General features: G+C 68.0%; 8 protein-coding genes. 5 read left to right on the plus strand and 3 right to left on the minus strand.

Annotated features, from left to right (window positions below; all coding sequences use genetic code 11):
* Nucleotides 1-633, minus strand: coding sequence for a TetR/AcrR family transcriptional regulator (locus ASE89_RS13810; protein WP_056678878.1), 633 nt, complete (start codon nucleotides 631-633; stop codon nucleotides 1-3).
* A gap of 85 nt (nucleotides 634-718) precedes the next feature.
* On the opposite strand from ASE89_RS13810, the gene ASE89_RS13815 reads away from it, so the two are divergent.
* Genes ASE89_RS13815 through ASE89_RS13825 form a run of 3 tightly spaced genes read left to right on the plus strand, consistent with a single transcriptional unit; the run spans nucleotide 719 to nucleotide 4,882 of the window.
* Entirely contained in the window at nucleotides 719-2,161 is a 1,443-nt protein-coding gene (locus ASE89_RS13815; RefSeq protein WP_056678881.1) for an efflux transporter outer membrane subunit, read from the plus strand.
* Nucleotides 2,158-3,342, plus strand: a complete 1,185-nt coding sequence (locus ASE89_RS13820) for an HlyD family efflux transporter periplasmic adaptor subunit (protein WP_081874039.1) — start codon at nucleotides 2,158-2,160, stop codon at nucleotides 3,340-3,342. Before ASE89_RS13815 ends, ASE89_RS13820 begins: the two co-directional genes overlap by 4 nt.
* 10 nt (nucleotides 3,343-3,352) lie before the next feature.
* Nucleotides 3,353-4,882, plus strand: coding sequence for a DHA2 family efflux MFS transporter permease subunit (locus ASE89_RS13825; RefSeq protein ID WP_031396601.1), 1,530 nt, complete (start codon nucleotides 3,353-3,355; stop codon nucleotides 4,880-4,882).
* Between the two features lie 47 nt (nucleotides 4,883-4,929).
* Here ASE89_RS13825 and ASE89_RS13830 read toward each other — a convergent pair whose 3' ends face one another.
* The gene (locus tag ASE89_RS13830; RefSeq protein WP_056678884.1) at nucleotides 4,930-7,620 is read right to left on the minus strand and encodes a TonB-dependent receptor plug domain-containing protein; all 2,691 of its coding nucleotides are present in this window, start codon (nucleotides 7,618-7,620) and stop codon (nucleotides 4,930-4,932) included.
* A gap of 512 nt (nucleotides 7,621-8,132) precedes the next feature.
* Here ASE89_RS13830 and ASE89_RS13835 point away from each other — a divergent pair.
* Together ASE89_RS13835 and ASE89_RS13840 are read left to right on the plus strand one after the other, a co-directional pair.
* Entirely contained in the window at nucleotides 8,133-9,146 is a 1,014-nt protein-coding gene (locus tag ASE89_RS13835; protein ID WP_082451701.1) for a serine hydrolase, read from the plus strand.
* Between the two features lie 98 nt (nucleotides 9,147-9,244).
* Nucleotides 9,245-11,680 (plus strand): bifunctional diguanylate cyclase/phosphodiesterase, encoded by a 2,436-nt coding sequence (locus tag ASE89_RS13840; protein WP_056678887.1) that lies wholly within the window; start codon nucleotides 9,245-9,247, stop codon nucleotides 11,678-11,680.
* 3 nt (nucleotides 11,681-11,683) lie between these two features.
* Here the strand turns inward: ASE89_RS13840 and glsA are convergent, their stop codons facing one another.
* Nucleotides 11,684-12,619 (minus strand): glutaminase A, encoded by a 936-nt coding sequence (glsA, locus tag ASE89_RS13845; protein WP_056678890.1) that lies wholly within the window; start codon nucleotides 12,617-12,619, stop codon nucleotides 11,684-11,686.
* Nucleotides 12,620-12,672 lie beyond the last annotated feature (53 nt).

Genomic DNA, 12,672 nt, shown 5'->3' on the forward strand with positions numbered 1-12,672 from the left:
TTACGGCGCGACCTCTGCCCCATAAGCGCGCGTGAACAGATCGAGCGCGCGCGCCGCCTGCTGGCGCGCTTCGTCGGGACCGGGCATGCCGACCACTCCCCAGAGCCGCAGATTCTGTTGCGTCTGGGCGAGCAGCAGCAGGTGCATTGCCGCCTGCACTGGATCATCGGCGCGCAGGTCGCCGGCGTCCATCCGGCCGCGCAGATAGAGTGAAAGCTGCTCGATCACGATCTGCGGACCGCGGGCATAGAAGATGCGACCGATCTCGGGAAACCGCCCGCCCTCGCCGACGATCAGCCGGTGCAGCCGGATGTTGTCGGGATGCAGCAGCTTGGCCTGGAAGCGTTCGAGGAAATCGAGCAGCGTCGTCGCACAGTCGCGCCCCGGGCGCAGCGCATCCTCGAGGCTCTGGCGGAAGTTCGACGTGACGTCGTCGAGCACCGCGCTGAACAGATCCTCCTTGGAGGGGAAATACGCCCAGAGCGTCCCCTTCGACCCGCCGAGCTGCGTGGCGATCGTCGACATCGAGGTGGCGGCATAGCCATGGTCGAGAAACGCCTCGCGCGCGGTCGCCACGATCGTCTCGCGACGGGCTTCGCGGTTCAGATCGCGGCGGGTTTTCGGCTCGGACATAGCCGTACTATACGGTACGATTATTTATTGACAAGTCCGCGACCCGGGACCATCTGCCGAGCGTACGCAGGAGTACGATGATTCAATGCGACTGATTCGATTCGCCGGCTGCACTGCAATCGCAGCCGGGCTTGCCGGCTGCGCGGTGCCCGATCTGGGACCGCCGCCCGTCCTGGCATCCGCGGACACCTACGCATCGCGCAACAGCCTCGCGTCGAACGGCCCGGCGTCGAATGCGGCGTGGCCGGCGGCGCAGTGGTGGCGGGGCTACGGCGATGCGCAGCTCGACACGCTGATTACCGAGGCGCTGGCGGGATCGCCCGATATCGCGATCGCGGCGGCCCGCGTGCGGACCGCGCGCGGCGCGGTGCAGCAGGCGGGCGCCGCCAACCAGCCGCGGCTCGACGCCGAGGGCACGGTCGGGCTCAACAAGCAGAGCTACAATAACGGCATCCCCGCGGAATTCATTCCGAAGGGCTGGAACGACACGGGCCGGCTGGCACTCGACGCAGGTCTCGATCTCGACCTGTTCGGGCGTAACCGCGCGGCGCTGGTCGCGGCGACGTCGGAGGCCGAGGCGGCGCGGCTCGATGGCGAGCAGGCGGCGCTGACGCTCGCGACCGATATCGCCGCGCGCTATGCCGATCTCGCGCGGCTCTATGCCGAACAGGACGTGCTGCAGCGGGCGAACGCGGTGCGCAGCGCGAGCGAGCGGCTGGTGAACGAGCGCGTCGCGATCGGGCTCGACACGCAGGCCGAGCTCAAACAGGCGCGCTCCGCGGTGCCGGCGTCGCGGGTCGACCTGGCCAGCAACGCCGAACAGATCGCGCTCGCCAAGAACGCGATCGCCGCGCTGCTCGGCGCCGGGCCCGATCGCGCACTGACGATTACCCGGCCGGCGGTGCCCGTGCTCACCACCGAACTGCCCGCCGACGCGGCGATCGGCCTGATCGGCCGGCGTCCCGACGTCGCCGCCGCGCGCGCCCGCGCCGAAGCGGCAGCGAGCCGGATCAAGGTCGCCCGCGCCGATTTCTACCCCAATCTCAGCCTGTCGGGGCTGATCGGGCTGCAATCGCTCGGCCTCGACAACCTGTTCAAGGGCGGATCGAGCATCGGCAATGTCGGCCCGGCGATCAGCCTGCCGATCTTTCGCGGCGGCGCGCTGCAGGGCCAGTATCGGCAGGCGCGCGGCCAGTATGACGAGGCGGTCGGCAGCTATGACCGCATCGTGATCAACGCGCTGCGCGAGGTCGCGGATGTCGTGACCAGCCGGCGCCAGGTCGCCGCACAGATGCGCGATGCGCGCGCGTCGCTGGTCGATGCCGAAGGCGCGTATCAGGTCGCGCAGCTGCGCTATCGCGGCGGCCTGTCGACCTTTCTCAACGTGCTGAGCGCCGAGGAAGCGGTGCTGACCGCGCGGCGTTCGGTCGCGGCGATCGATTCGCGCCGGTTCGCGCTCGACGTGCAGTTGGTGCGCGCGCTCGGCGGCGGCTTCCAACCCCTTATCCAGACCAGCGGGACACGATGATGGACACCCCATCCCACGACAGCGACCAGACTCCCGCCGAGGAGCCCAAGGCCGATCCCAAGGACAGCCCCAAGGTCGACACCGCCAACCCCGGCAAGCGCAAGCGGCTGCTGCTGATCTTCGCGGCCGTGCTGGTCGTGATCGCCGTCCTGTATTTCGTCTACGATGCGCTCGTGCTCTCGAAGCGCGTGACGACCGACAACGCCTATGTCGCGGCGGAAACCGCGCAGGTCATGCCGCTGGTCAGCGGGCAGGTGATCGCGGTCACGGTGAGCAACACGCAGACCGTCAAGCGCGGGCAGGTGCTGATGCGGCTCGACGATGCCGACCTGCAGATCGCGGTCGCGCAGGCCGAAGCCGATCTGGCAGGCGCCGAGCGGCGCTATGGCCAGACCGCGGCGACGGGCGATGCGCTCCAGGCGCAGGCCAATGCGCGCGGTGCCGATATCGGTGCCGCCCGCGCGCAGCTGCTGCTCGCCCAGGGCAATCTCGACCGCGCGCAGATCGATTATCAGCGTCGCCAGGCGCTGGTCGCGGCGGGCGCGGTATCGGGCGACGAGGTGACCGCGGCGACGAACGCGCTGCGCACCGCGCGCGCCAATGTCGCGATCGCGCAGGCGGGGATCGCGCAGGCGACCGCGACGCGTGCCTCCGCGCTCGAGGATCGCGCCGCCAACACCGCGCTGACCCGCGGCACGACGCGCGACAACGCCCCCGAGGTCCTCGCCGCGCGCGCCAAGCTGCGCCAGGCCCGGCTCGACCTGTCGCGCGCGGTCGTGCGTGCGCCGATCGACGGCGTGATCTCGCAGCGCAACGTCCAGATCGGCCAGCGGCTCGCGCCCGGCACCGCGGCGATGGTGATCGTGCCCGTCGACCAGCTCTATGTCGACGCGAACTACAAGGAGGGCCAGCTGCAGCATGTCCGCGTCGGCCAGCATGCGACGCTGATCTCCGACCTGCACGGCGACGACGTCGTCTATCACGGCCGCGTCGTCGGGCTCGCCGGCGGGACCGGCGCGTCGTCCGCGCTGATCCCCGCGCAGAACGCGACCGGCAACTGGATCAAGGTGGTCCAGCGTCTGCCGGTGCGCATCGCGCTCGACCCCAAGGAGCTGCGCGATCATCCGTTGCGCGTCGGGCTGTCGATGGACGCCGAGATCGACATCTCGGGCGATCGCTAGGAACGGATCGATGGCCGCCGACACGTCCGCGCCGGTGCTGACCGGCCCGCGCCTCATCCTTGCGGGCTTCGTGCTGGCGCTGACCAACTTCATGGTGGTGCTCGACACGACCATCGCCAATGTGTCGGTGCCGCATATCTCGGGCGGGCTCGGCGTGTCGCCGACCCAGGGGACCTGGGTCGTCACCTCCTATTCGGTCGCCGAGGCGATCTGCGTGCCGCTGACCGGGTGGCTGGTCCGGCGGTTCGGCACGATCCGCGTCTTCATGGCGGCGATGATCGGCTTTGCGGTCTTCTCCGCGCTGTGCGGCCTTGCCTCGTCGCTTGGCGCGATGGTCGCGTTCCGGATCGGGCAGGGCTTTTGCGGCGGCCCGCTGATGCCGCTGACCCAGACGCTGCTGCTGACCATCTTCCCCCCGCAGAAGCGCGCGGCGGCGATGGGCGCCTGGGCGATGACGACGGTCACCGCGCCGATCCTCGGGCCGATCCTGGGCGGGACGATCAGCGACAACTGGTCCTGGCCGTGGATCTTCTACATCAACCTGCCGATCGCGATCTTCTGTATCGTCGGCGTCTTCACGCTGCTGCGCAAATCGGAGACCAAGACCGAGATCGTGCCGATCGACCGTTTCGGCCTGTTCCTGATGGTCGTGTGGATCGCGGCGCTGCAGATCATGCTCGATCTGGGGCGCGAGCATGACTGGCTGGGGTCGAGCTTCATCGTCGGCTGCGCGATCATCGCGGCGATCGGCTTCGTCACCTTCCTGATCTGGGAGCTGACCGCGGGCAATCCGATCGTCGACCTGCGCGTGTTCCGGCACCGGGGTTTCACCGTCGCGGTGACCGCGCTCGCCTTCAGCTTCGGGACGTTCTTCGCCTCGGTCGTGATCATCCCGCAATGGCTGCAGTCGACGATGGGCTATACCGCGAGCGATGCGGGCTATGTCACCGCGTTCAACGGCGTGCTCGCGGTGATCTTCTCGCCGATCGTCGCCAAGCTGAGCAACAAGGTCGACCCGCGCGCGCTGGTGTGTTTCGGGATCTTCTGGCTCGGGTTGACGTCGGTGCTGCGGACCTTCTGGTTCAGCGGCGCGGATTTCTGGATTCTGGCGGCCCCGCAGCTCGTCCAGGGGCTGGGCATGCCGTTCTTCTTCATCCCGCTGACGATCATCGCGCTGGGCGCGGTCAATCCCGAGGAGACCGCGTCGGCGGCGGGCGTGATGAGCTTTCTGCGGACGCTGGCGGCGGCGATCGGCACCTCGATCGGCAGCACCATGTGGCAGAACAACGCGCAGACGAACCGCGCCGAGCTGACCAACATCCTCAACAATGGCGATCAGGTGATCGCCAACGCGCAGCAGCACGGACTGAGCGCGGAACAGGGGCGCGGGCTGATCGAGCGGGTCGTCGAGCAGGAAAGCTTCGCGCTGGCGACGAACCACCTGTTCGCCTTTGCCGCGCTGATCTTCTTTGTATCCGCCGCGATCATCTGGCTGGCGCCGCGGCCCGCCCGACCGGTGGACCCCGCCGCCGCGCATTGATCCGGTGGTGAAAAGACGGGGGGCACCGCGGCGCCCCCCGTCCAATCTCAGTACTTCACGCGGAGACGCGTATAGTAGAAGCCGCCGTTGAAGCCGAACGGCCCGCCGTTGCGTGGATAGACCTGGCCGTCCGACGTGCCGCCGGTGAGCGGATAGATCTGCACCGTCGAGGTCGGCTTGAGCCGGTCGGGATGCTCGTCGGTGAAGTTCTGCGCGCCGACCGCGACCGTGAAATGCTCGGCGAACGTGTAGCTGAGCTCCAGATCGGTGACGAACTTGCCGCTGAAGACCTGGTTCGGCACGCCGTTGGTCTGGCCGTAATCCTGCGCGCTGGTGAACGAGCTGTAGTAATTCTCGCGCACGTTCAGGCTCAGATTGTCGAGCGTCCAGCCGGCGTTGAAGACGACGCGGTGCTTTGGCGCCAGATTTTCCGCATCGATCAGCTGCGCGGTGCCGACCACCCGGGCATCGAACTCGGTAACCTTGGTGTCGTTGTAGTTATACGCCAGCGAGAAGTTCAGCTCCGCCTCGCTGAACCGCGTGCGGTAGGTGCCGACGACGTCGATGCCCTGGGTCCGCGTCTTGAAGCCGTTGGTGAAATACTGGACCTGGCCGCCGACACCGACCGGCAGCAGCGCCGGCTGCGCGGCAAGGTCCGCCGCGGTGACGATGAAGGGCGAGGTCAGCCCGATCCGGTTGCGCAGGTTGATCCGGTAGCCATCGACCGTGACCGTCATCCCGCGGACCGGTTCGAGGATGAAGCCGAGGCCGTAATTGGTCGACTTTTCCGGGGTCAGGTTGCTCGCGCCATAATATTGCGCGACCGCGGTGTTGGTCGGGTAGGTGCCCGCCTGGAACGCGACGCCGTTGTTGAACGAGGTCGTGACGATCGAGACGTTCGACTGGCCCGGCGACGGTGCGTGGAAGCCGGTACCGAAGCTGCCGCGGACCGAGAAGGCGTCGGCGAACTTGTACAGCGCGTTCACCTTGCCGACCCAGGCATCGCCGAAGGTGTTGTAATGTTCGTACCGGCCCGCCGCACCGACCGTCAGCGCGTCAGTCAGGTCGGTTTCGAGACCGACATAGGCGGCATAGGCCTTCTGGCTGAACTTGCCCGCGGTGGCGGGGCTGGTGCCGGCATAGCCACTCGCGCCGACGCCCTGCGCCGCGGTCGTGCCGGAGGCGACGTACACGCCCGGCGCGGTCTGGGTGAAGAGCTGTTGCGCGATCGCATAGGGCCCCGCGGCATAGGATTGCGTGTCGCCCGCGGTCTGTTCGTAGGTTTCCTTGCGGAACTCCCCGCCCGCCGAGATGGTCAGCGGTGCGGCGAGACCGAGGTCGGCGGCATAGGTGAAGTCGGCGTTGAAGTTGGTTTCCTTCTGGATCAGGTCGCCAAAGTCGAAGCTGGTCTGCGTCGCCGGGCCGTAAGAGAAATTGGCCGAGTCATACATCGACAGCGACAGCTTGTTGCGCGCCAGCGTGCCCGACAGGTCGTAGCTGAACGCACCGGACGTGCCCTTGTAGCCGAGCACGCCATACGCCTCCTGCGTCTTGCCGACGAAGCGCGGCGTGAAGCCGGCGGGGTAGAGCGTGCCGAAGCGGAAGGTGTTGCCGTCGCGCACGAAGCCGCCGCTCGGGCAGGTCGCGTTGCCGGCCGGGCAGGGGGTGAGGAAGAAGGTGTTGTTGAACGCGCCGTTCGCGCCCTGATTGCGGACCACGCCGTTCGTGTCGACCGCGGTGCTCGACACCGAGGCGCGGTAGTTGAAGCTCTGATTGCCCTTGCTCTGCGCATAATTGGCAAAGACGTAGATCTTGCTGCTGTCGGTGACGTTGATCGCCGAGTTGTAGACCGACTTGAAGCCGTGCGAGGGCGAATTGCCCCAGATCTGCACGGGCAGCGGATAATTGGGGAGCTGGTTCGCGAGCGCCGGGAAATTCTGCGCGAAATTGGCGGCCGACGGGCGGGTGCGGCCGCGGCTGGTCTGCCCCTCGTCGACATATTCGCCGGTGACGTTGATAAAGCCCCAGTCGCCCTTCACGCCCGCGTTGCCCGCGATCTGATAGCTTTCGCCGTCGCCCGCATAATATTGGCCGGCGCGACCGACCAGTTCGATCCCCTGATCCTCGCGCAGGCCGTAATTGAGCACGCCGGCGATCGCGTCGGAGCCATATTGCGCGGTCGCGCCCTCGCGCAGCACCTGCAGATTGCCGATCGCGAGCGACGGGATCGCCGAGATGTCGGGCCCCTGCGCGCCGCGACCGAGCCCGGTGTCGCTGCCGCCATAGACCTGGACGAGTGCCGAGCGATTATAGCGTTTGCCGTTGATCATCACGAGCACCTGATCGCCCGAGAGGCCGCGCAGCGACGGCGAGCGGACGAAGGTCGAGGCGTCCGAGATCGAATTCTGGCCGGCGTAGAAGGACGGCACGATATTCTTGAGCGCGTCGATCATGTTGGCGGCGGGCTGCGACGTCAGTTCGGCCGAACTGATCACGTCGACCGGCGACGGCGACGTGGCGAGCGTGCGATCGGTCCGGCGCGTGCCCAGCACGACGATGTCGTTCGACGGCTCGGGGGTCGCGCTGGCGGCGTCGGGGACGCTTTCCTGCACGGCGCTGGCCGGTGCGGGCGTGGGCGCGGCGCCATCCTGGCCGCTGCCGGGCGTCGCTGCGAAGGCGGCGGACCCGGCAAGAAGTGCGGCCGCCAGTGCGACGGTCGAGGTCGTGTATCTGATCATCCTAAGCCCCCTTTGAAAAGTGGCTCTCAGGATCCTCCCCCATCATCGCCGTTCCAGACCGCCGATTCCCCTTGGCGCGCCTGCGGAAATTGCCCTGTCACACGCAAGGACGGCCGCCTGTCCGGCTTCGTCCTTGACCTGTCCTGGCAACAAACGGCCATAGCGGTCCCGTCTTTGCAACCGAAAATACGCACGACTTTCATATGGACGTCATAATGTTGCAGAATTGACGCAATCGATTGTCCCGGTTTCAGCCAGACAAGGGGCGGTGGACGTGGTGGGCCGGGCAGCGCCACCGGAGCCAAAGCCGCGTCGCGGCGGATCGGCGGCGTGCGACCGGCGGAACCCGAAACGCGGCGGATGCGGCAGCTTTCGGGTTCCGCGCAGCGCTCAGCGCGCTAAGCAGCGGACAAGGGGAACTTATCGTGCCAATTTCAGTGTCTCATCGCCTCGCCGGGATCCTTGCCGCGGTCACCAGCCTGGGCGCGTGCGTCCCCGCGGGGCGCCAGCCGATGCGCCCCGCACCGCCGCCGTTGACCGTCACGACCGTGGCGCCGGCGCCCCGGCCATCGGCGCCGGCGCGGCCGTCGACCAGACCCCAGCCCGCGGCGGACCTGCTCAACGCCGTCCAGGCGCTCGGCGCGAGCTTCAAGGGACAGGTCGGCATCACCGTGCGCGACATCGACGAGGGTTGGGTGGTGGCCTGGGACGGTGACACACGGCGTCCGCAGCAAAGCGTCAGCAAGCTGTGGGTGGCGATCGCGGTGATGGACGCCGTCGACCGCGGGCAGATTTCGCTGTCCGACCGCGTCACGCTGACGCGTGCCGACCTGACGCTGTTCCACCAGCCGATCCGCGCACTCATCGGCGCGGACGGCTATACGACGACGATCGACGAGTTGTTGCGCGGCGCGATGACGCGCAGCGACAATACCTGCAACGACGTGCTGCTGTGGCGCGTCGGCGGGCCCGCGGCGATCAACCGGATGCTCGACGCCAAGGGTGTCGAGGGCGTGACCTTCGGCCCGGGTGAACGGGTGCTGCAGGCGAAGACCGCGGGGCTCGAATGGCGGCCCGAATGGGCGGGGGGCTGGGGCTTTCTCCAGGCGCGCGCGGCGATGACCTACGAGGCGCGGGCGAAGGCGCTCAACCGCTATCTCGCGGCGCCCTACGACGGTGCATCCGCCAATGGCGTGACGCTCGGCCTGTCGCTGCTCGCGCAGGGCAAGCTGTTGAGCGCGCGTTCGACCGCATCGCTGCTGACGCTGATGCGGTCGAGCAAGACCGGGCCGCTGCGGCTGAAGTCGGGGCTGCGGCCGGGCTGGTCGCTCGCGCACAAGACCGGCACCGGGCAGGATCTGGGCAGCCTGTCGACCGGCTATAACGATATCGGGCTGCTCGTCGCGCCGAACGGCCATCGCTATGCGGTCGCGGTGATGATCGCCAGCACGCGCGAGCCGATTCCGGTGCGGATGCGGCTGATGGGCGATGTGACCCGGGCCGTCGTCGCCTCGGCGGGCAATTGATCGTGCCGGCCGGGCAAGGGGCCCTATCAAGCCGTTTCGGTTATAACTTTCTTTAATAAATTCATGCGATTGGGAGTGACTTCCTGAGAGCAAAGATCGTGGTCCCCCTTTTCAATCTTCATTTCGAGCATTCGGGGTCGCTGGTCGCCGTCGCTATTGGAATCTGCCTTACCGCGAGCTGGTCGGTGGCGATGCTGGCGATCGATCTCGACCGGACCGCGGCAGAGCCCGGCGAACCGCTCGGCTGGCGGCATGCCGCGCTCGCACTCGCCGCGGGGCTCGGCGTCTGGGCGACGCATTTCATCGCGATCCTCGCCTATCGTCCCGACCTTCTGCTCCGCTACGACGTGCCGATCACGATCCTGTCCGCGGTGGTCGGCATCGCGCTGGTCGGCGTGCCGCTGGTCGCGGTCACCCGCCTGCGCCGCCGCGTCGCGCGGATCGCCGCGGCGACGATCGCGGGCGCGGGCATCTGGTGCATGCATGCGGTCGGGCTGACGGGCATGACCGATTGCGTCCACGTGTTTTCCTGGCCGACGAACATCACCGGGCTGGTGCTCGGGACGGTGCTGATGGCGACGTGGCAGCTCCACCGCGGCTGGGCGCGCTCGCGCACCGCCGCCTGCATGCTGTTCGCGCTCGCGATCTGCACGACGCATTTCGTCGCGCTGTCGGGCGATATCGTGATCGGCAGCATCGGCGACGTGCGCGGCAGCCTGTTGTCGCCGGGCCTCGTCGCCGCCTGCATGGCGTTCGGCGTGTCGGTCACCTGCCTCGCCAGCCTGCTGACCTTCGAGCGGTTCAGGACGACGCGCGAGGAAGAGGGGCACACGCTGAGAGCGGTGCTGGAAAGCATGTCGGACGGGCTGGTGTTCATCGACGGCAATGCCCGGCTGCAGCATTTCAACCACCGGTTCCTCGAGATGTACGCAATCCCGGACGGGGCGATCGCGCCGGGCATGACGATCACCGCCTGTATCGACATCGTCGCGCGTCATCGCGGCTGGCGGCCCGAGCGGCGCGCCGAGATCCGCGCGGCGATGCAGCAATGGATCCGGACCGACGCGACGTTCGACCGCGAATGGGCGATGGACGATGGCTGCGTCTATCGGATGCAGTGCCGTCCGATGCAGTCCAAGGGCGTGGTGCTGACCTTCAACGACGTCAGCGCGGAGCGGCAGGCGCTGCGCAACCTGACGCACCTGGCCTATCACGACCCGCTGACCGGGCTGGGGAACCGCCGGTCGCTGCGCGAGCAGAAGGAGGCGCGGATCGGGATCGGCACGCCCTTCTCGCTGCTGATGATCGACCTCGACGATTTCAAGCGGATCAACGATGCCTTTGGTCACGCGGTCGGCGACCAGCTGCTGGTCCATGTCGCGGCCGAGCTGACGCGGCTGCTGCCCCAGGACAGCTTCATCGCGCGGATGGGCGGCGACGAGCTCGCGATCCTCGCCAGCGAGACGGGTGACGCGGCGGCGGCGCTCGCCGATTCGATCGTCGCGCAATTGAGCGGCGCGGTCGTCATCAACGGCTGCCGGCTGCTGCCGAGCTGCAGCATCGGCATTTCCCACTTTTCGGGCGCCTGTTCCGCCGACGACCTGATGAAGCGCGCGGACATGGCGCTGTACGAGGCCAAGCGGCTCGGGCGGCGGCGCGCGCAGGCCTATCTGCCCGGGCTCGCCGAACGGCTCGCCGAACGTCAGGGGATCGTCGACGACCTGCACGAAGCGGTCCAGACGGGCGGCTTCGCACTCGCCTTCCAGCCGGTCGTCGATCTGCTGACCGGGGGCACGACGGGCTATGAGGCGCTGATCCGCTGGAACCACCCGGTGCGCGGCTGGATCCCGCCGGGCGTCTTCATCCCGATCGCCGAGCAATGCGGGCTGGTCGAGGATATCGGCCGCTGGGTGATGATGGAGGCGTGCCGCCACCTCGCGGGCTGGTCGCCGCATCTCAACGTCGCGATCAACATCTCCGCCGCGCAGCTGAAGTCGGAAGGGCTGCTCCACAGCCTGACGCAGGCGATCCTGATCCACGGCGTCGCTCCCGAGCGGGTCGAGATCGAGATCACCGAGACCGCGCTGATCGACGATGCGGGCCGGACCGCGGTGATGCTCGACCGGATCCGCAAGCTCGGCATCAAGGTGTCGCTCGACGATTTCGGCACCGGTCAATCGTCGCTCGCGCATCTGCGCGACTTCCGTTTCGACCGGATCAAGATCGACCGCAGCTTCGTCGCCGAGGCGGCGAATGATCCGCGCTGCATGGCGGTGCTGCGCGCGACCGTCGCGATCGGCAAGGAACTGGGCGTGCTGACGCATGCCGAGGGGGTCGAGACGCGCGAACAGCTCAACGTGCTGCACGATATCGGCTGCGACGTGGCGCAGGGCTATCTGCTCGGGCGGCCGGTCGTGCCGTTCACCGATGCGACGGCGGACTTTGCCGAGCTGCCGGGGGACACGATCATCGGCGCACCCGGCGACACCGACCCGCGATCCTCGGGGGTGGCGGTTACCCGGCTCGCCGCCTGAGCGTCAGACCAGCGGCGGCCCGAACACCGACCAGCCGGTCCGGTGCGCGATCATCTCGAGCGCGCGGATGCCGAGGATGCTGTTGCCGTGCTGGTCGAGATTGGGCGACCAGACCGCGATCGCCGCCCGGTCCGGCACGATCGCGAGAATGCCGCCGCCGACGCCGCTCTTGGCGGGCAAGCCTACCCGCACCGCAAAATCTCCCGACCCGTCATAATGACCGCAGGTGATCATCAGGCCGAGCACCGTGCGGTGGCGCTTGGCGACCGCGTCGGCCTTCGGGTCATCGGGCGTCCGCCGCGTCGCCGCGAGATACGCGCCCGCCTTGGCAAGGCCACGACAATCGAGCGCGATCGCACAGTTGCGGACATAGGCGGCCATCACCGCATCGGGATCGGCATGGAGATTGCCGTGATGCCGCATGAAGCTCATCATCGCGCGGTTGAGATCGCCACCCTCCTGCTCGGACGCCATCACGTCCTCGTCGAACGTGACGCCATCGGACCCGGTCTCGCGCCCGATCAGCCGGGCGACCGCCGGATCGTCGCCGTCCTCGGGCGGGTGTTCGACCAGGATATCGACGACCGCCAGCGCGCCTGCGTTGATGAACGGGTTGCGCGGCACGCCCTTGGTCCGCTCGAGATCGACGATCGAGTTGAACGGGTCGCCCGACGGCTCTTTCCCGACGCGTGCAAAGACGTCGTCGCCGATCGCCGCGAGCGCGAGGTCGAGCGCGAACAGCTTCGAGATGCTCTGGATCGGGAATGCCGTCGTCGCCGCGCCCGCGGTCAGCAGCGTGCCCGACGTCAGCGCGACCGCGATGCCGATCGGCCCGGGCGCGGCGTCCTCCTTGCGGTCCGCCGATGCCTCGATCCGCGCGGCGTCGTCGGTGATCTCGGCGGCGATCTCGGTGATGATCTGCGCGATCGTGCTGGGCATGCGGCTCTCCTGGTGAACAGGGTCAACTCGCAGGTGGCGCGCATGATCCGTGG

Origin of the sequence: Sphingomonas sp. Leaf30 (assembly GCF_001422525.1) — a bacterium.
In the GTDB taxonomy this organism is placed as follows: Bacteria; Pseudomonadota; Alphaproteobacteria; order Sphingomonadales; family Sphingomonadaceae; genus Sphingomonas; species Sphingomonas aerolata.

Bases quoted from the DNA above. Each gene is read 5' to 3' on its own strand.
- ASE89_RS13810 (WP_056678878.1), bottom strand. From the start codon at position 633: ATGTCCGAGCCGAAAACCCGCCGCGATCTGAACCGCGAAGCCCGTCGC.
- ASE89_RS13815 (WP_056678881.1), top strand. From the start codon at position 719: ATGCGACTGATTCGATTCGCCGGCTGCACTGCAATCGCAGCCGGGCTT.
- ASE89_RS13820 (WP_081874039.1), top strand. From the start codon at position 2,158: ATGATGGACACCCCATCCCACGACAGCGACCAGACTCCCGCCGAGGAG.
- ASE89_RS13825 (WP_031396601.1), top strand. From the start codon at position 3,353: ATGGCCGCCGACACGTCCGCGCCGGTGCTGACCGGCCCGCGCCTCATC.
- ASE89_RS13830 (WP_056678884.1), bottom strand. From the start codon at position 7,620: ATGATCAGATACACGACCTCGACCGTCGCACTGGCGGCCGCACTTCTT.
- ASE89_RS13835 (WP_082451701.1), top strand. From the start codon at position 8,133: ATGCGCCCCGCACCGCCGCCGTTGACCGTCACGACCGTGGCGCCGGCG.
- glsA (WP_056678890.1), bottom strand. From the start codon at position 12,619: ATGCCCAGCACGATCGCGCAGATCATCACCGAGATCGCCGCCGAGATC.